Origin of the sequence: Paenibacillus nuruki, from assembly GCF_001721045.1 — a bacterium.
GTDB lineage: Bacteria > Bacillota > Bacilli > Paenibacillales > Paenibacillaceae > Saccharibacillus > Saccharibacillus nuruki.
In genome coordinates this window covers 72,012-92,066 of the sequence record NZ_MDER01000044.1, presented here as the reverse complement: position 1 = coordinate 92,066, position 20,055 = coordinate 72,012, and the positions used below count along the sequence as shown (strand labels likewise).

The 20,055-nt window shown below is 39.8% G+C and carries 17 protein-coding genes and 1 riboswitch; of the genes, 7 read left to right on the top strand and 10 right to left on the bottom strand.

Features of this window, described 5'->3' with window-relative positions; genetic code table 11:
- Positions 1–155: 155 nt before the first annotated feature.
- Positions 156–1,040: a cidABC operon transcriptional activator CidR gene (cidR, locus tag PTI45_RS13245; RefSeq protein WP_069328064.1), complete on the bottom strand. Its 885-nt coding sequence runs from the start codon at positions 1,038–1,040 to the stop codon at positions 156–158.
- 130 nt (positions 1,041–1,170) lie between these two features.
- On the opposite strand from cidR, the gene PTI45_RS13240 reads away from it, so the two are divergent.
- The 3 genes from PTI45_RS13240 to PTI45_RS13230 all read left to right on the top strand — a co-directional run bounded on the left by PTI45_RS13240 (position 1,171) and on the right by PTI45_RS13230 (position 3,199).
- A complete protein-coding gene (locus tag PTI45_RS13240) occupies positions 1,171–1,542 on the top strand; it encodes a CidA/LrgA family protein (protein WP_069328063.1) in 372 nt (123 codons plus the stop codon).
- Positions 1,539–2,219 carry a CidB/LrgB family autolysis modulator gene (locus tag PTI45_RS13235; protein WP_069328062.1) on the top strand — a complete coding sequence of 227 codons (681 nt, stop codon included), beginning with the start codon at positions 1,539–1,541 and terminating at the stop codon, positions 2,217–2,219. Before PTI45_RS13240 ends, PTI45_RS13235 begins: the two co-directional genes overlap by 4 nt.
- A gap of 515 nt (positions 2,220–2,734) precedes the next feature.
- Positions 2,735–3,199 carry an AbrB/MazE/SpoVT family DNA-binding domain-containing protein gene (locus PTI45_RS13230; RefSeq protein ID WP_069328061.1) on the top strand — a complete coding sequence of 155 codons (465 nt, stop codon included), beginning with the start codon at positions 2,735–2,737 and terminating at the stop codon, positions 3,197–3,199.
- Positions 3,200–3,325: 126 nt separating this feature from the next.
- Here the strand turns inward: PTI45_RS13230 and PTI45_RS13225 are convergent, their stop codons facing one another.
- From PTI45_RS13225 to PTI45_RS13215, 3 genes are all read right to left on the bottom strand, one after another.
- Entirely contained in the window at positions 3,326–4,105 is a 780-nt protein-coding gene (locus PTI45_RS13225; protein WP_069328060.1) for a DUF2087 domain-containing protein, read from the bottom strand.
- Positions 4,106–4,365: 260 nt separating this feature from the next.
- Positions 4,366–4,971 carry a DUF1349 domain-containing protein gene (locus tag PTI45_RS13220; protein WP_069328059.1) on the bottom strand — a complete coding sequence of 202 codons (606 nt, stop codon included), beginning with the start codon at positions 4,969–4,971 and terminating at the stop codon, positions 4,366–4,368.
- A gap of 200 nt (positions 4,972–5,171) precedes the next feature.
- A complete protein-coding gene (locus PTI45_RS13215; RefSeq protein WP_069328058.1) occupies positions 5,172–6,350 on the bottom strand; it encodes an MFS transporter in 1,179 nt (392 codons plus the stop codon).
- Between the two features lie 117 nt (positions 6,351–6,467).
- A riboswitch (purine riboswitch) is annotated at positions 6,468–6,567 on the bottom strand.
- Between the two features lie 417 nt (positions 6,568–6,984).
- Between PTI45_RS13215 and PTI45_RS13210 the strand changes: the two genes are divergently transcribed.
- Both PTI45_RS13210 and nagE read left to right on the top strand, forming a co-directional pair.
- On the top strand, positions 6,985–7,845 hold the full coding sequence (locus PTI45_RS13210; RefSeq protein WP_069328057.1) for a PRD domain-containing protein: 861 nt from the start codon (positions 6,985–6,987) through the stop codon (positions 7,843–7,845).
- Positions 7,846–7,969: 124 nt separating this feature from the next.
- Positions 7,970–9,472 carry an N-acetylglucosamine-specific PTS transporter subunit IIBC gene (gene nagE, locus PTI45_RS13205; RefSeq protein ID WP_069328056.1) on the top strand — a complete coding sequence of 501 codons (1,503 nt, stop codon included), beginning with the start codon at positions 7,970–7,972 and terminating at the stop codon, positions 9,470–9,472.
- 110 nt (positions 9,473–9,582) lie between these two features.
- Here the strand turns inward: nagE and lepB are convergent, their stop codons facing one another.
- Entirely contained in the window at positions 9,583–10,089 is a 507-nt protein-coding gene (gene lepB / locus PTI45_RS13200) for a signal peptidase I (protein WP_083243525.1), read from the bottom strand.
- 134 nt (positions 10,090–10,223) lie between these two features.
- On the opposite strand from lepB, the gene PTI45_RS13195 reads away from it, so the two are divergent.
- Both PTI45_RS13195 and PTI45_RS13190 read left to right on the top strand, forming a co-directional pair.
- Positions 10,224–10,676, top strand: a complete 453-nt coding sequence (locus PTI45_RS13195) for a DUF4385 domain-containing protein (protein WP_069328054.1) — start codon at positions 10,224–10,226, stop codon at positions 10,674–10,676.
- 61 nt (positions 10,677–10,737) lie between these two features.
- Positions 10,738–11,772, top strand: a complete 1,035-nt coding sequence (locus PTI45_RS13190; protein ID WP_069328053.1) for a methyltransferase domain-containing protein — start codon at positions 10,738–10,740, stop codon at positions 11,770–11,772.
- On the opposite strand, the gene hcp is transcribed toward PTI45_RS13190, so the two are convergent.
- From hcp to PTI45_RS13165, 5 genes are all read right to left on the bottom strand, one after another.
- On the bottom strand, positions 11,769–13,055 hold the full coding sequence (gene hcp / locus PTI45_RS13185; RefSeq protein ID WP_069328052.1) for a hydroxylamine reductase: 1,287 nt from the start codon (positions 13,053–13,055) through the stop codon (positions 11,769–11,771). The genes PTI45_RS13190 and hcp overlap by 4 nt on opposite strands.
- 191 nt (positions 13,056–13,246) lie before the next feature.
- Positions 13,247–14,662, bottom strand: a complete 1,416-nt coding sequence (locus tag PTI45_RS13180) for an MATE family efflux transporter (RefSeq protein WP_069328051.1) — start codon at positions 14,660–14,662, stop codon at positions 13,247–13,249.
- A gap of 348 nt (positions 14,663–15,010) precedes the next feature.
- The gene (locus PTI45_RS13175) at positions 15,011–15,865 is read right to left on the bottom strand and encodes a stalk domain-containing protein (RefSeq protein ID WP_069328050.1); all 855 of its coding nucleotides are present in this window, start codon (positions 15,863–15,865) and stop codon (positions 15,011–15,013) included.
- A gap of 108 nt (positions 15,866–15,973) precedes the next feature.
- On the bottom strand, positions 15,974–18,535 hold the full coding sequence (locus tag PTI45_RS13170; protein WP_069328049.1) for a glycoside hydrolase family 32 protein: 2,562 nt from the start codon (positions 18,533–18,535) through the stop codon (positions 15,974–15,976).
- A gap of 46 nt (positions 18,536–18,581) precedes the next feature.
- Positions 18,582–20,051 carry a glycoside hydrolase family 32 protein gene (locus tag PTI45_RS13165; RefSeq protein WP_069328048.1) on the bottom strand — a complete coding sequence of 490 codons (1,470 nt, stop codon included), beginning with the start codon at positions 20,049–20,051 and terminating at the stop codon, positions 18,582–18,584.
- Positions 20,052–20,055: the final 4 nt, after the last annotated feature.

The following is a 20,055-nucleotide window of genomic DNA, read 5'->3' as shown; positions in this document are numbered from 1 at the left end:
ATATATATGTATACCCTTTTTTAAATTTCAAAAATAATCCTTAGATACTCCGTTTGACGATACGAAAATTCAACCAATTTCACATAAGAAAAGGATACACCCTCAAATAGGCATACCCTTATTCACCAATCTCTAATGACTTCCACAACCAAGCTTTACTTCCCCAAAAACTCTCTTGTAAATCGAAGCCATTCGCGAGCGGCGAAAGATAAATAGCGGTCTTGATGCCAGATCATGCCCAGTTGCCAAGGGATAGACGGGTTCACCAGTGGCAGAATATGCACATGATCCCGGCTAATCTGCTGACAGATGGTCTCAGGTAATAATGCCACTCCTAAGCCTGCTCCAACCATTTCACTAATTAAGTCCCACTGCGAACTTTCATAGATCACTTTCGGTTGAAATCCTGCTCGGATACACGCATCGATAATACGACCATGCAAGGTAAAGTCTTCACTAAAAATAATAAATGAATCTTCTGCGAGTGTACTTAACTCAGCACAATCTTGGTGCGCGAATCGGTGATGGTTCGGTACAAGTAGATTCAATTTTTCCTCGGTAAAGGAGAAATGGTTTAATACATTCTCGGTCACAGGTAATACAGTGACTCCAATATCTAGCGCACCGTTTGCAACATCTTGTTCTACCTTTTTCCCACCATTTTCAAAAAGTTGAATCGTTACATCTGGATACAACTGATGGAACTTTCCAATAATCTGCGGGAAAAATCGTGAACCAATCATTGGCGGTAATCCGATACGTAAATGCCCTGTTTTGAGATTCCGTAGATCGTCTAACTCGGAGGATAAATTTTGAAAAGACTTTACAATAATGCGAGCTTGATGCTGGATCACTTTGCCTGCATCGGTTAATTCGACGGTACGCCCGATTCGATTAAACAGCTTGGCACCTAATTCATCTTCTAATGAACGGATCGTTTTGCTGATCGTAGGTTGTGTAATAAACAGCGCTTCTGCCGCTTTGGTAAAGCTTCCTAACCTCGCAACTTCCATAAAATACTGCAAATGCCGAATATCCATGTCACTTTCCTCCTATAGACAGATGGAATACATTTCATGCCATATATGAATTTTACCTATGAAAGAAACAGATGTAAAATTTTCATATAGACAATCATTCGGAGTTAATAAGAGAGAAGGTTTAACATAGATGAGAAATATCATGAAAGGAATACTTCAGGTTGCTGTACTGATGGGCTTTTCTGAACTGTTAAATGTATTGGTGCGCTGGTTACACCTACCTGTACCGGGTAGTATTATCGGCATTGCTCTTGTATTTATATTGTTACAGACCAAAGTGATCAAGCTTGAATGGGTAGAGCTTGGAGCGAACTGGTTACTGGCTGAACTGTTATTGTTCTTTATTCCTTCAGCGGTCGGTATTATGAATTATATCCCGATGTTAGAACATGATGGGGTACGAATTATCGTTATTGTTATACTCAGCACGATATTAGTGATGGTCAGTTCAGGATTACTTGCTGGAACGATGGCCAAACGGAAGGAGCGTCACGCAGGATGAATACTTTATTATTCTTACTACTAACATTGTTAATCTATATGGTCACCAAAAGAATATATCGCCGCTTTCCGCGTGTCTATCTATCTCCACTTCTGATTACACCACTGATTCTAGTGATTCTTTTGCTGACTATTCATGTGCCTTATACCGCTTATAATCAAGGTGGACAATGGTTATCTCGATTACTACAGCCGGCGACGATTGCTTTTGCTATTCCATTGTACAAAAATATCCAAACCCTCAAAAAGCATGCAGTTGAGATTGTATCCAGTGTTCTATTCGGTTCGATTGTAGCGGTAACTTCGTCTGCATTATTAGCGAAACTTTTACATTTGGATAGTGGTCTGATGAGCAGTATTATTCCGCGCTCGATTACTACACCGATCGCTATGAACGTTTCTCAAGCGATCGGCGGTGTGCCTACAGTAACAGCGGTATTTGTGATTATGACCGGATTGATCGGTACGATTGTAGGTCCTTTTATTGTGAAATGGTTACGGATCGACGGCGAGATTGCACGAGGCATTTTATTTGGTACAGCGGCACACGGAACAGGTACATCCAAAGCATTTGAGCTTAGTTCTTTAACCGGTACGATTTCCAGTATTTCGATGATTTTGGCGGCGTTATTCACACTCGCTGCTACTCCTGTATTGATGATGGTTATGCTACCTTAACAGGTAGCTTTTTTTATTTCAGATATGTTTATAGTATCGTATGTATATCTGAAATTTGAATCTATTCGCAGATGGGTGTATGATAACAAAGTAGATGTTACATATTGCTTTAAAACGCTTAATGTCAATCGATAAGCAGGTGATTTTACGGCTAAATGATTCCTAATATTGAAATAAACAATTATATATTTAAATGAATTTTTATACAAATTATTCAAATTTGATATTTTTTGTATTTATCCATTTTCATGCTTAAATCATACTAATTAGATCTAAATCATAATGAAAATTTATATTTTCAAGATAGAAAATAAGCATCTTCAATTGCTTTAATGCATAATTATGTAGTTAACTAAATATAGAAGTTATATTTTTTGCATTAATTTTGTTCCTTATCTGTATATTCGATGTTACTATGAATTTATGCAAATAAGGGATTAGAAAGTAAATAACCTTACTTTTCTAGTTACTTTTATTTTTCTCTTTTATAAATTTGACCAAGCGGAGGAACTCTTATGAAAAAAACCGGTATGGTCCGTCAATTGGACAGTCTAGGACGCATCGTTATTCCGAAAGAAATACGCGATACGATGGAAATTGGTGTCAGCGATCCTATGGAATTCTTTATCACAGAAAAAGAAATTATTTTTCGGAAACATAAAGGAATTCAATGTATCTTTTGCGGAACATTTGACAATCTAATCTATTATAAAGATCAATTTATTTGTGGAGATTGTACCGAACAGATGGGTGATGAGACTCAACATATCGCTTTAGAAGATATGCCTAGTGCACCCGCACCTAATCGCAACCTACAATCATCTTTACGTAAATCACGGAGTAAACGGGGGGAAATGCTGACGAAAGTAGAAGATACGATGAAAGCTAATCCAGAAGCGACGCAAAATGAATTGGCTCGTATTCTAGGTATTTCTCAAAGTCGTATCTGTCAGATTCAAAAAGAACTACGTGCTAAATAAATAGATCAAAAACCTCTCTGTGCTTTGAGTGTCAGAGAGGTTTTTTTAATCTATTATATACATGATAACTAACTTACATATCACACTTTTTAATATTAAATTCTGTGTACTTATGCTTGCTAGCACTTATTGTTTTACCCAGTACTGACTTCCATCATCTAATCGATCCATAAATCCATACTCGATCATATAGCGGCGTAGGGTAACATAGTCTGCAAAAGAACGCTTCAGAACCTCATTAACTTCTTTTTCTGTATACTTTTTACCAAGTTCGAAGCCATTCATCAGATGGCGTAAAATAACAATTTTGCGCTTTTCTTTACGAGGAAAATTGGTTAGTGAACCTTCTAATCCATCCGGGAAATATTGATTTAAAATATCTTTACTTTCTTTCTCAGTCACAGCATAACGCTCATCCACCATCGTTGCTGTACGATGCACAGACACTAATGGAGCTGGATCATTTTGCTGTTCTTCTAATAATTCCATAATCGCTAGAAATACTTTGGCTTGCTTGGTCTTCTCTCGTAACGCAAAGCGGTGATTACGAATTGTTGATTTGCTACCGCCCACTTCAGCCACAATCTCCGTATCTGAACGCCCTTGATAAAAAGATTGTACCATTCCACTTTGGATATCCGTTAGCCCTGTCCACTTTTTATCTAGCTCCAACAAATAAGAAAACATAGATGTATGCTGTTGTTGAATATAATGTTGCATATAACGTTCTGCTTCGTAAAAGACCCCTTCTTCTTGATAGATCACTCCCTTTTCACACGTCTTCCCATCAATCAAGCATATAAAACGACCTAATGAATGAGTATCTTCTTCGAATACATAACCACGCTTCAGATCAGATAATGCTGCTTTCCAGAATCGATCTGATATTTCTTGATTTTTTTCCATATCTTTATCTCCTTCTAGACAAATTTGATTTTATCTATTCATTTCATAGATATTATATAATTATGTTTATTTAAAAGCAAACGTTTTTTGATTTTGTCTATGATTTTATAATTGAATATACAAAACGATCTAGAGATAAATGATGATTCACTCCAATTAGAACAACAAAAAAAGCTACCTTATAACAATCAGGTAGCTTGTACAATCAATCAAAAAACTCATCCAAAACATACACACTTCAATAGAACGGAATCGACTGCTTATTTGCCCACTCTAATATTTTTGACTGTTCTTTGTTCTAACGAAAAATGCGAGTATGTTCGTTCTCCACCTTGACCTGTAGGGGCTTGGGGTAGTAATCCTACTTTCACTTGTTGATCGACAGGTAAATAAAAGAATCGAACCATATCAAAGCGAACGCCATCTAACGAATAATGAAAAGCAAACGACTGCCCAACACGTGCCACTTGAAGCCATGCCGTATTGCCTTCTACATTGTTACCATTAGCATCATCTGAGAATGTATTGGTGATCACGCTTACAATCGAATGTGTATAAAAATCAGTATATTCAAAACATAATTTCGCCCATAGCTTTTCATCTTGCATCACCATAATCGAAGCAGAATCATAGACATCTTTGAAATCATGATTCACTTGTACACGCATCACAAAGTCACCAGATACCTCTGTAAAAAAGAAGGGAGCATTGGTCAACGATTCAGGTGTGATTCCTTCTTCTGATACGCCCCCATGATTGCAAAAGAAATCACTTTGAGCAGGTGCATGTAAAATAACGTTGTCCTCTTCAAAACGTATAGCATTTTCATTAAGCCAATTAAAGTTTGCGAAATCTGTTTTTGACATCATTGTCTCCTCTGATATGTATTGGTTTTTCATTGCTAAGATAGCATGATCTATAGTCCATGTCACTGTATTTTTGCATCAAGATAGCAGTTGTTTATTATCTGTACTAATCAAAAAAACACCGATAAGATCTTAGACGCAGATCATATCGGTGTTTTTTAATTCACCCTATATTAAAACCATACATAGTGATATTTATTTTAGCGAGTAATCGTATTCGCTACATTACGAGATCTTACAGGTTTGGACAATAAGTAGAACAAGGCGATTCCAAAAGCAACCACGATAATTCCGCCACCTACCCAAGCATTAATAGCGATATTGCCTGTATTTTTGATCAATACACCGCCCATAGCAGAACCTACAGCAATACCAATTTGCAATGCTGAGAAGTTAAAGCTTTGTTGGATATCCGAAGATTCCGGTGCATATTGGATCAAATAACTTTGTTGAGCCGGAGCAAGCGCCCAGCTTAGTGCACCCCAGATAAATAGTGCAATTGGGAATATATAAACGTACTGACTAGCCATCGGCAAAGTGAACATAATAACAGCGAACACACTTACTACTAGCAAAATACTCTTTTTACTACCTAGACGATCTGATAATGCTCCACCGATCATCCCGCCACTTACTGCTGCAAGACCGAATACGAAGTATACGATACTGATCCAGTTGGAATTTAGACCCATCATGGTTTCAAGGAAAGGCGTAAGGTATGCATATAATGTATAATGCCCTGCTAAAGTAAGCATCGTTACTAGATGAGCACTAATAATTTTGATATCTTTAAGTGAAGCCAGTTGTTGCTTCAATGTCTGCATCTTTTCTAAAGGAACATGATCCATAAATAGATGTACAACCACCATAGCAACCAGTGTCAATACAGCAATCGCAAGGAACAATACACGCCAGCCGAATGCTTCTTCCGCTAATACGCCGAAAGGCAATCCAAGTACGATGGAAGAACTGATACCCATCGAAATAATACCGATTACGCGTGCCCGATATTCTGGAGCTACGATTTTGACAGCAATCGTCAGTGATAATGTTACAATCAGCGAACCACTTGCCGCTGTGATAATACGAGATAAGAATAAGATACCATACGTTGGGCTCCAGAACGCAACCAGACTACCCAGTGTAAAGATAAGCATCGACCATAGGTATAACTTTTTCCGTTCCACCTTAGCCGTTACTGCAAGTAGTGTTGGGCCAGAGATGGCGTAGACCAAGGCATAGATCATAATCAATTGCCCTGCTGTACTTACAGATACATTCAAGTCGGATGCGATCTGTGGCAATACACCACCGATAATCAATTCAATCAGACCGACCGTAAATGTAGCAATCGTCAATATTAATACTTTGAAATTCATATCTATCTTCTCCTTTGTTCTTGATGTCAGCAAGTGACTTGCGTCTATTCCATCATAGTCCGTAGAAGTTTATACTCGTAAAGACGCAAAAAAATCCTGACTACAAAAGATGGGTGCGACGAGCACACTTAATTTTGTAATCAGGATTGTTCGGTTCCTGGTAGAGACCCTCAAACCATATTATTGAGGTTATACATTATACATCAATGAATTTTATTTAGTTAGGGTAAAGCTTACGAACATATAACAACGTCTACTACTGTAATTGATTATAGAAGAAATTTCAACCCCTATTCTTCAAAATTCGGGCATTTTTAAGGTTTTTATGCAAAATATGATGAATAAACTTTATTTTATTGAATAATCCTGTACTTTTGGAAAATATTCGAGATTTTCCGTAAAATATAACCTTGACGATCATTTGCGATCGTTATATGCTACATGATGAAATCGCATTCAAAACTTTAAAATCTATCGGCGTGTTACCATATTATGGGCATGAGCCAAGCAACGAATATCAGATGCTGTAGACCATTCTACACGTTTATTATTCGTGACTTGGCTCTTTTTTGCGTATTCATTATTTGCTGGATTGAATCTATAAGCGTAGCGGGATTTAAAGGGGGCTTCATCTATGAGTAAAGAGAGTATATGGCTATCTGTGCAGAGGGTAGTTGGCAATAACATCGTGATGGCTTTTGATGAAACAACAGATATAGAATATGTTTTGCTCGGTAAAGGACTGGGCTTTGCCGCTAAAAATCTAACGACCCTTTCCACTGACGATGATCGCATCGAAAAGCGATTTCGGTTGGAAGATCGTGAACAACTGATGAATCATCCTAGCTTTTTTGAAGATATTGATCATAAAGCGATGGAAGTCTCGGATCAGATTATTCAAATGATCGAAAAGCGGTTCAACAAAACGCTTCATAACAAAATCTATTTGGCATTACCGAGCCATATCCAGTTCACTGTCTATCGGATACGCCACCATATGGAGATTACGAATCCTTTTCTGTATGAGACTCAAGTCTGTTTTCCGCAAGAATATGAAGTTGCTTTACAAGCGTTGCAGATGATCTGTAGTGCTTTTGATATTACGATTCCTGAAGATGAAGCAGGGTTTCTAACGTATCATATTCATTCAGCTGTCAGTCATGTGCCTGTTGGACAATTGGTGAAAATGTCTACATTACTCGGCAAATTGCAAAAGATGATCGAGCAAGAGAAACAGATTACCTTTCAGCAAGGCAGTATGAATCAAGTACGCTTAATGATTCACTTACGCTTTTCATTAGAACGTATCGTACAAGGATCACTGGTTGAAAATCTGTTGATTCAGCCGATACGAGAACAGTATGCCGAAGAATATATACTAGCCAATCAAATGAAAGTTGTGATGGAGAAAGAGCTTAATGTCTCAATACCTGAAGATGAGGTTTGCTTTTTGACTATGCATTTATACCGATTATTTCGAACGTATCAACCCTAATTCGTATCTGCAAGACCGTATAATCAGCTATCTTGCACAGCCAAGATATAGAATTTCTTTCTATTTTGGTTGTGCATGATGTATACAAAGTACACTCATTACATCTATTTAAGGGGGATTATCTATGTTAGGATTTTTGCAGAAGATTGGACGTTCTTTAATGCTTCCAGTCGCTACACTTCCTGCCGCAGCTATTTTACAAGGGTTGGGATTGTTAAATTATGAGACTGATATTCCGTTAGGATCAACAGTCGGTGGATTTATTAATCATTATATTACTCCATTCTTGACAGCAGGCGCAGGTGCGATCTTTGGTAATCTGGCTTTGATCTTTGCGATTGGGGTAGCGATCGGTATTGCTCGTGATGCAGTAGCAGCGCTATCCGCAGTCATTTCATATCTAATCTTAGTCAAAATATTAAGTATTGTACCTACGATATTCGGTTATATTGCTGATGATGTAAAATTAGATATGGGCGTGCTCGGCGGGATACTGGTCGGACTGTGGTCAGCATATCTATACCAACGCTTTTACAATATCAAATTGCCTGAATGGTTAGGTTTCTTTGCAGGTAAACGCTTTGTTCCGATGATTACTGCATTTACTACAATCATTCTTGCTACATTGTTCGGTATGATCTGGAGTCCTATTCAAGATGGGATTGCGATTTTTGGTACATGGGTTGTAGGGCTTGGCGGGCTTGGTGCTTTTATATTCGGGATGGCGAACCGCTTGCTCGTTCCGATCGGACTGCATCATGTATTGAATTCAATTGCTTGGTTCCAAATTGGTGATTACACCAATGCTGCTGGTGAAGTGGTACATGGCGATCTAACACGCTTTTTCGCAGGCGATCCATCAGCAGGAATGTTTATGTCTGGCTTCTTCCCGATTATGATGTTTGCTTTACCAGCGGCGGCATTTGCGATTATTCATACCGCTCGTCCTGAAAAACGTAAAGCTGTAGCTTCAATCTTTATCGGTTCTGCGATAGCGTCCTTTTTAACAGGGATTACAGAACCTTTAGAATTTGCATTTATGTTTGTCGCACCAGGGTTGTATCTGGTACATGCTATTTTGACAGGCTTATCCGGTCTGGTAATGTATCTATTGAATGTTAAATTAGGATTCGGTTTCTCAGCAGGTCTAATCGATTACCTTGTGAATATGAAATTAGCTACGCATCCACTGATTATGATCCCAGTGGGACTTGCTTTTGCAGTCGTTTACTATGCTCTATTCCGCTTCTTGATCGTAAAATTCAATCTCAAAACGCCGGGTCGTGAAGATGACGAAGCTGTAGTGGATCTCCAAAAAACACCTTCTGATCCGTTAACACCATCTGCGGCAATCAGTGCACAGCCAACGATTAGCGCTAATGATAGTCAAGCGGCTCAAGTGTTGCATCAACTAGGGGGTTCTCCAAATATCGAGAGTATTGATGCTTGTATCACTCGTCTACGTCTGGTCGTCAAAGATGATCGTCAAGTCAACGATAGTGAACTCCGTAAGCTTGGAGCAGCAGGTGTGATGCGACTAGGACAAGGCGCTGTACAGGTTATTTTCGGAACCAAATCAGATGCACTCAAAGATGAAATTAAAGATATTATGGGTGATCATTCGTAATGTTGCGATCCTAATTCAGTACAACAAAAAGCATACAGCATAACAAAAAGCAGATATTCTCTTTTGCTAGAGTATCTGCTTTTTGTTATTTGATATCATTTATCTCTGCATTACTTCGAAGAATTCAGCTTTTTCCCTTGAATCGCTGTTACTTCACCTTTTACTTTTTGGATCGAAATGGTTCCAAACATACGACTATCCATACTATTAGAACGATTATCTCCTAATACAAAAAACTGATGTTGGGGAATCTTCTTATTTCCACCATTATAATCAGTGATATTATATGCATATCCTTCTGCTTTTGCTTTTTTCACAGCTGCTTGTATGTAAGGCTCTTTAATGACTTTGTTGTTAATATACACTTGATCCCCTTTGATTTTGATCTTTTCGCCAGGTAATCCAACAACACGTTTAACAAATGTCTTTTCATTTTCAGGCGTTTGAAAAACAATAATATCTCCACGCTCAATATCTTTTTCGGTCGCTTTGACTACAGTTAAACGATCTTCTGCATAAATATTCGGTTGCATCGCTGGACCTTCTGCGATATAAGATTGGCTTCCTCCTTGTAACAACATAGCAGATACTACAATATTCCATACCAATGAACTCATTATCCAACATCCCCCTTTTATCTTATTCTGTCTTAAGATATCCTTTTCGTAAATACATATTAACTGCAAACTGACATAAAAAACGACAAATCGGGTAATAGAGAGTTACTTATCTATACAAAGGAGTTCTTAGTATGCCTGAAAAATTTGATTATACCTTAGACTATACGAAGCTAGATCTACGCCAACAACCCGAATTATATCGAGTCGGTAAAGGGGAACAAGGTGTGTTAATGGTTGAACCTTATAAAGGCGAAATCTTACCTCACTGGCGCTTCAAAACACCAGAGATTGCTACCGAATCTTCTGAGAAAATCTATGCGATGTTTCTAGACTATAAGGAAAAAGAAGATTTTATCGGGATGGATATGGCTCGTAAATTTCTACAAATGGGTTATACGCGTGCACGCCGTTATACCAATCACAAAGGCGGTCGTAAATATGATGAGAACGGCGAAGTCCTTCCTTATACAGACGATCCTATCAAAGCGGAAGCCGCTCGTATTTTCAAAGTAAAATGGGATGAAGCCAAAGTCGATCCTGATTATATTCGCATGAAAAAAGAACATCAGCAAAAATACGGTTGATGTTCTTCTGATCGTTCATGATATGATTGAATATAATTTCACACAAAAGGACGATGATTTTTTGAAAATCAATGAACTTTCCAAACGTCTGGGTATCTCGACACGTACGATCCGCTTTTACGAACAAAACGGTCTGTTGCCTTCTGTACAGCGTGAACACAATCAGTATCGTATCTTTGTCGAAGAAGATATCTGGCGCTTGCAGACGATTATAGCGCTTCGTGAAGCAGGTATGGCGATCAAAGAGATTAAGCAAGCGTTAGAACCACAAGGATTACCGGATAGTCAGCGATTACGTTATTATCTGGAACTACAACGTTCTCTGCTGACAACACAGTGGTTAGAAATGAAGCGTATGGCTGAAACGACCGAGCAGATGATTGATTTATTACAGACTCAGCAGACTTTGCCGATTCAAGAGATTTATCATCTGGCGGATCAAGCCAAACATTTGCGTGAATTGCGTCAGAACTGGCAAGACCAATGGAACTTCGATCAGCGTGCTCAGACGCATGATGAAGACGTACAGACCCGTAGCGAAGATTATCCGCATTATGAGCAAGCACTAACGTATACAGCAGAATTGATTCATGCGACTTCAGGTGAACATGGACTGGATCTAGGGATCGGTACAGGCAATCTTGCCGGTCGATTATTAACCTCAGGCGCTCATCTATCGGGTGTCGATCAATCGCAGGAAATGTTGAAGCAGTGCCAGAACAAGTTCCCTATGATCGAGACACGAATAGGTAATGTGCTTGCCATCCCTTATCCAGATAACCATTTCCATTTTGTCGTATCTAGTTTTACCTTTAACCATTTGAATCCACAACAGCAATTGCTTGCATTGACTGAGATTCATCGGGTACTCAAGCCACATGGACGGCTTTGTCTGACAGACCGTATTGTTGTGCATTCCGCGATTACAGATGATTCATTAAGTACATCGTCTGCAAGCGATCTTGGACTGCAATCTACATATCATGAATTACAACATCCTGCTGTACTAGAGTGGTTTGAAGAACACTTTTATATGACCAACTATTATACGATAGAACAAGAAGTAGGTTGTCTGCTTGCGGTTTCTTTACATTAAGAAAGCATATCTGCCATATCGGTGGCCGCATCGCCAATTAATTTCAATCCAAATGTCGATTGTAAAACGTCCATTACACCGTCTGAAATAAATTCGGGTGGCTTCGGCCCGATTCGAATATCTTGAATCCCTAGACTGAATAATCCTAGCAAAATAGCGACTGCTTTTTGCTCAAACCACGACAATACAATACTGACAGGCAATTCCGCCATCGTACAACCGAACGCTTCGGCTAGTGCCATAGCTATTTTGACAGTAGAGCCCGAGTTGTTACATTGTCCCAAGTCCATATAGCGTGGAATATCTGTGCCCGGCACAGTGCCATAATCGATATCATTAAAGCGGAATTTACCACACGAAGTAGTTAAGATAACGGTGTCTTGTGGAAGAGAAGTCGCCAGCTCCCGATAATAATCCCCACCTTTACCCGGTGCATCACAGCCTGCGATCACGAAGAAATGACGGATCTTTTTACTTTGAACAGCTTCGATAATCTCAGGGGCTAATCCAAGTACATTCGCATGATGATAACCTGTCGTCATAACAGCATCAGACTGCATATGTGCTTCAGGTAAAGATAGCGCTTTGGCGATTACTTCGCTAAAGTCTTCGGTCTCTATCTTGGTCACCCCTTCTAAGCCTGTTACCCCATAAGTGAAAAAGCGGTGTGCATAACTGCCTTTGATCGGCATCACACAGTTGGTTGTGGCTAAGATCGCTCCGGGAAAATTCTCAAATAAACGGCGCTGATCATACCATGCTTTGCCGATATTGCCTTTAAGATGGGTGTACTTTTTGAGATGAGGATAACCATGAGCAGGCAACATTTCAGAGTGAGTATAGATATTGATGCCCAATCCTTCAGTCTGTTGTAATAGAGCTTCTAAAGCAAATAAATTATGACCGGTAACCACGATACATTTCCCTTCCACCTGATTCGAACTTACTGTCACTGGCTGAGGAATCCCAAAGCGGTCCGTATGGGCTTGATCGAGTGTATCCATAATATGAAGAGTGGCTTGTCCTACTTGTAAAGCCATATCGATATGTTCTTGTACATTAAAGTTCGAATTGGTTAACGTCAAATAGAGTGCTTCATGCGTAATACGATCGACTTCTGGATGGGTATATCCCAATTGACGAGCATGAGTCGCATAAGCGGCAACCCCTTTGAGCCCGAAAATGATCGTATCTTGTAGACTGGCGACTGTCTCATTTTTTCCGCATACCCCGATCACTTTGCATCCACCTGATGGTGTCTGTTCACATTGATAACAAAACATGATGTATATCCCCCTTAGTTGTATTGTTCACTTGACTCAAGCATAGCTCGCTACCACAAACCGCAGGGTGATTGTAATCACTATTTGCAAAATAGAATAAAAAAACCGCTTGAACCCCCTCTACGATTGTAGAAAAAGATTCAAACGGTTGGTAAACTGCATTTATTTTTTATCCATAAAATTAGATTCTATTATACAGGTGCTACAGCTGGAACATTTTCTCTGGATTCCGGTTCATCATGCTGGATAAGAGAATGTTTTTCCCATGCTCTGCTCTTCCAGCGGAAGTACATAATAACAGCACGTACCCATTCATCTGCCGCAATCGCTAACCAGATTCCTGCAAGTCCCAAGTTCATTTTGAAAACAAATAAATAGCCGAGCGGTAAACTCATACATACCATCGAGATCAGTCCCATATAGACAGGGAACTTGGCATCTCCTGAAGCACGTAACGAGTTAATAATCACAATATTACAGGTTCGTCCGGTCTCCAGTAAGAAACTGAGCAGTATGACCTGTGAAGCCATTCGAATAATTTCAGGGTTGTCGGTGAACATGCCGATCAGTGGCACACGGAAAATGATAATCAAAATATCCATCACCAGTGTAGCTGCCATCGCCCATTTCACACTCGACCATACCCGTTTGTACGCTTGATCTTTCAGATTCGCTCCGACTAAGCGACCAACAATAATCGCTGTACCCATACCAATCGCAATACTGAACAGATAGATAAAGGTTGAAATATTATTAGCATATTGACGCGAAGCCATGGCTTCACTACCTAGATACGTTACATAGAATACGAAGACAAGCTGGCATAATTGATAAGTGACTTGTTCAACGGCAGAAGGCACACCAATTTTCAAAATTTGCATAATATATTTCTTGGTCATACGGAAGTAATCTTTAATCTGAATACGCACTTCCATGACACGATACAATAACCAGAAGAAGATCACAGCACAGATCAGACGACTGACAATCGTTGAGATTGCTGCACCTTGTACACCCATTTGTGGCAGACCCCAGTGACCGAAGATCAACAAGTAGTTACCCACAACGTGAATCACGTTCATAAATACCGATACAAACATTGTTTCTTTGGTAAATCCATACGTACGAATGACAGCTGCTAATGTGTTGATGAGTGCTTGTAAGAAAATCGCTCCACCGACAATAGCAATATAACTTTTAGCAAGAGCAAGAATTTCACCTTGCAAGTGCATTTTCTCCATTAAATATCCGCCAAGTAATAGGAAGGTACCACTGAGCAACAATCCTACTGCCAAATTAAGCGTAATCGCTACAGCGGTGATACGACTTGCTTCTAATACTTTACGAGAACCTATATACTGTGCGACAACGATTGCTGCTCCGTTACCAATCACTTCTAATACTAATATAGCGATAGAAATAACCTGATTGGATGTGCCGACAGCTGCGACTGCATTATCCGATACATCACTTAACATTAAAGTATCAACAATCCCCATTAACATGAACAGAAATACTTCTAAAAAGATTGGCCATGTTAACCGGAAAAGGTTAAATTGTTTGTTAATCACTGCATTGCTTTCATTGGTGGATGTCATAGCGCTCATGAGATCACCTTCCTTTTGTTCGTATTCGGGTGTTACTTATACAGGCAATCCAGCCTGCTTCACTTCACGCTTTTGCATGAATGCTTCAAAACAATTCCGACGGTTTCCTCTCAAACTCTTGGTATCTTAGCACACTATTTTTGCGATTGCACTACCTATTTTGAAATTTTCTGAAAATTTTACATATTTTTTGATTCTAAACCTCAAAAGTGGGTATTGTGAAGCTTTTCTCATGAAAAGAGCTCATTTTCAATCATTTTACAGTATCGTTTTCACGCTATGATCAACAAAAAAGCATACGATCCTTGAATACTCATAGGATCGTATGCTTTCATAATCAAATCATAATTATTGTTGTACTAAAGTGACCCGAATCTGATTGTAACCCGGAGCGATCGAACGTGGATTTCCTTGAATAGAAAATCCAAATGCATTATTTTTGGTGCCTACAAGACTCAGTGTATCCGGCTGAATACGAGTATTCGATTCTACTACACCTTGAGCCCCATAATAAGCTTGATACGCATTACCAAGCGTGACTAGATCCATCTGTGTTGCATAGATCATTAACAATTGCTTTTTATCGCCTGCTACCGATTCTCTTAGACTGATTGATGTCGTATCCGATGGAAACGGGAAATCAAGCGGTAAGTACTTGGTTGTAATCAATGGTGTATTTACCACACTAAGCGCTGGATTCACAGGGACAACACTGGTCACTACTTCGGGTGCTGTTCCTGCCACATCGATTCTGCCGCTATCATTAGGATTTAATGTCTCTATAACTGGTGGCGGTGTGGTTGCAGAAGGTGTAGATGTATTGATGCTATTTTTTTCATTTACAGTTGGAGTTGTAGGGGCAGCATTAGGAGTGGTCGAAGTAATAGCTGGTTTGCTGGTAGCACTGGACGACTTAGGCATGATTGAAATTTTATTATTACTTGAATCATAATTAACATCTGTATTTAAAGCTTCACTGATCGAACGCACTGGTAAATAAGTCGTTCCTTGATACACAATAGGAGATAATGATTCTCCATTGGGTCCGGTCGGCTTGTAGGCTTTACCACTGACTTCAATATTAAGATTGTGATTGAGCGATGCTGTGATACTTTCTAATGTAGAACTTGCATAGACTCCGGCTGATCCAGTTAACGCCATAGCCGCTATATAAATAGGAATAATCCACTTCTTTTTAGACATAATTGTTCCCCTCCTGCTGATTACTAATGAAGTTAGTATTAGTAATATCGGTCAGCAGAAGTGAAACAATTATATGTTAGAACTGGATTAAAATAGTTTTTATTAATATTAGGGTTTCCAGATACTTTGTAGACGATATACATTTAAGTTGATAATTTTAATTTCTCCATTTTTGCTATACAAACGCATCCCTGTATCTTGTGGATCTGGCAAAATCAAATCAGAAAAAACGATCTGCCCCTGATTAGCAAACACCTCAACTGAAGAAGCATCTACAAAGATACGTAAGTGAATTCGATTGTTGATCGGTTGCACTGTCGCGGCATGCCTTTTCGAAAATAATTCGGCAAAGCTTGTGTTGCCTGACAATGATCGATCAATAAATAAAGACTGATCTGCATGGATATAACCGATGTCTGTTTGATGCTGGTTGCCTGTACGAACTTCAAATCCCCATGCTTGTGCTGGCTGACTCACTGGCAATTCAATCTCAGCTTCAATCTCATAACTATCTTCTTGAAGACCAGCTAACGGATTAGCAGATTGTTCTGAGATGACCTGATTAGAAATAGTACGTATTGGCGTTCGCAAAGAAGACAATTCGGTCAGCGGTTTTTGAAATAATCGCAATCCTTCGCTCGTCTGCTGAAGCGATAATTCTCGTGGAATGGTCATTTCACCTTTCCAAGCTGTGGTAGGAAAAGCAAACGGGTAATCCCAGTTCGTCATCCATGCCAGTGTAATTCGTCGTCCATCGGGAACATTCGCAAATGAAGTGGCGGCATAGAACTCTTTACCCCAGTCTATTTTCAAAACGTTACCGACCGGATTATTATTGGTAAATGTACCTTCAGCCGTTAGATCACCTATAAAGTATTCTGCATCAGAGCCTGCTGTTTTGGGATTCGCTCCTGTACTGATCATCAATACCCATTTGATATTTCCTTGATGATCCCGCAGAGGAAATAAGTCAGGGCATTCCCATACTCCGCCATGAATATAATCTCCATACCCGAAATTATCAGTCCATGTCCAATCGATTAGGTTCTTCGATGTAAAGAAACGAATATGATCTCCACCAGAGACTACCATCACCCAACGTTGATTGACTTCATCCCGAACCACTTTAGGATCACGGAAATCCCATCCACCTGCTTCAGTAGACGTATAGCCTGGATTTTGGATCACAATAGGATGTTCTTTGGAATATTGCCATGTTCGTCCTCGATCAGTACTGTAGGCTAATCCTATTTTCTGATTACCGTTAGGCGCATCAGGATCGTAAGAAGTATAATAAGCGACCAATCCTTTACCTCCGGAAGAGCCGAATAGACCGGAAGCATTGGTAGTATCGGCTATCGCTGCTCCTGACCAGATATGCCCTAGATCGTTCCATTTCAGGGCAAACGGTAGCCTTTTCCAGTGGACAAGGTCAGTACTGACTGAATGTCCCCATTGTCCTCCATCTTGATAAAATAAATGATATTCCCCTTCAAAATAGACCAATCCATTCGGATCACTGATCCAATTTCGTGAAGCAGAATAATGATATTGCGGACGGTACTTTTCTGTATACTCATCTGCCGGTGACGTCACAAATAAGTCTTGAAAAATAACCTGACCGCCTTGGGCAATCATACCTGTATAACCTTTGGTGTAACTGCTATCTGTGGCTTGAATAGCAGCCGGTGTATATCCATCGACAAAGACTTGGATACGATTTTGGATCATCCGAATCTCTAGATGATGGTTACTATTAGGCTGATGAATATACTGCTGAGTTGATTTGGCAATCAGAGTACCATTTCTTTTTTTCAATTCAACCCCAATCGTATTGCCTTGATGACGCAGCTGGACTATATAACCATTGGTTCCTTTATCATTGGCGTGAAAGATTAGACCTGCGGTTGTTCCCTGTACATTATTAGCAAAAGAAATATCTGCTTCGGCTATCAAATCGGTTGAACGCAGATTGTACAGTTGCAATGCTTCTTGCGTTGCAGTCACTATTTTGCCTTTGATATGAGGCGTCCATACTCCTGTTGTTAGTAGGGAAGTAGTCAGATTGGTATTGAGATCACTTACAATAACATTTTGAAACGTAGCGCTCCCATCCCATACATGCAAGCCCAGATGACCTGAACGATAAGCAGTATCAGTCACTTGCATCACAGGTCGATATTGTTTGTCCCAATAGACACTAAGCTGATCACCTTCTGCTTTGACTTTCACATGATAGGTCTGCCCTGCTTGCAGGTCTACAGGATACGATTGCTGTAATGTACCACTTGTCCCTGAAGAATTAAGCAACTGAATCTGACCGGATGTCGGCATGACCTTCAACCAGTAGCCAGCTGACCCTTCAGCATCCGAGCGGAAAATAAGTGAAGCATCGGTCTGTGGATTTTGAATCGTCACATCTGCTTCGTACACAAAGTCAGTTGATACTGTCGCTGAAAGGGCTTTCACATTTTCTTTGGGATCGGAAGTAAGCACGATCCCCGCTGTTGTATCTTTCATTGTTCCTTTGTCCTTTATCGTCCATGAATGTAGATTAGTCTTCGCTTGTGCTGGTATAGCCCAGACAACGCTTAGACCGCATAACAACATCAACATGGTAATCATTTTCCATCTATACTTGTTCAGAGATAAGATACCCATAGGTTTCATTATTTTATTCCTCTCTGTTAACGTATCATAAGACTCACCCTATTGATTAAGAGGACATGAACTGATAGATATGAAATGAAGATAATGGTAAATGCTGATCTGGTGATTGGATACCAAGCCCTTGAGCATCATGATCTGGAAAAATAAGATCTGTCATCGCTACTTGCCCATCATTAGCAAAGACTTCGATTGAAGAACGATCCACATAGATCTGAAGCTCGATCGTCGATAGATTATGATCGACTTTGGCGGTATGTTTACCTGCAAAATCTTGATGGAAAGTATGATCTCCTGAATGACTACGATCAATATAGACTTCGCTTGCATCTCCTTCATAACCTACAACGGTCACTTGATCCTGTGATGAGGACGCACGTAATTGTAGAGCAAAAGTAGATGTTATATCTGCTGTGATTTGGATTTCGTAACTATCCATTTGCAGTGATGCTAGCTTGGCTTGAACTTCGGCTAGCGTTGTATTTTCCAGTGTGACGATAGGGCTACGCATCGTATTGATTTCTTGTACAGGTCGCTGAATCAGTGTTATCCCTTGGGCACGTTGTTCTAATGTGATTTCCCGTGGAATAGACATCGCTCCACGCCATTGTTCGGTTGGTGTAAGATTGGCATATTTCCAATTGCTCATCCAGCCGATACAGATTCGTCGTCCATCTTCTACTGGAATATCCGACCAACATACACCTGCATAATGATCTCGTCCGTAATCTAGCCAGCGAATCTCTTGCGAAGAATCATCCGGTGTAAATGTAACCCCATCAAACTCTCCCATAAAATATTGCGTGCGTGATCCTTCGATAAAGTCATCACTGCTTCCAATACTCACTAGCATCACCCATTTGGTTGTTGCCGCATCACCATCTACCATTAATGGGAACAAGTCAGGGCACTCCCAGACTCCTGCATGTGATCCAATACCATCTCCAAATTCACTCAGGAATGTCCATTCTTTCAAATTCGGTGAACCGTACAAATGCACCGTCTGTCCACAAGCCAAAATCATAATCCAGCGTGCAGTCTCTTGATGCCAGAATACTTTAGGATCACGAAAATCAATCAATTCATCGTGTTCCAATACAGGGTTACCTTCATACTTGATCCATGTTCGTCCTGCGTCATGACTATAGGCTAGACTTTGTCGTTGCTGAATATGATCCAGCTTGTAATTATGATCATGATGAGTAAATATAGCGACTAATCCAGATTGACCGTTAAAAAAGCCTGTTGTGTCATGCCAATCCACAACTGCACTTCCTGAAAAAATAGTTCCGTGCTCATCAGGTGCAAGCGCAATCGGCTGTTCTTGCCAGTTCACTAAGTCTGAACTGATCGCGTGTCCCCAATGCATAGGTCCCCATACCGTTCCATCAGGATGATATTGAAAAAACAGATGATATTCATCATTAAAGTATACTAATCCATTAGGATCATTGATCCATCCTTGTTGCGGAGTAAAGTGATACAGTGGACGATATTTTTCTTGAGATTGAGTGATCATAGTA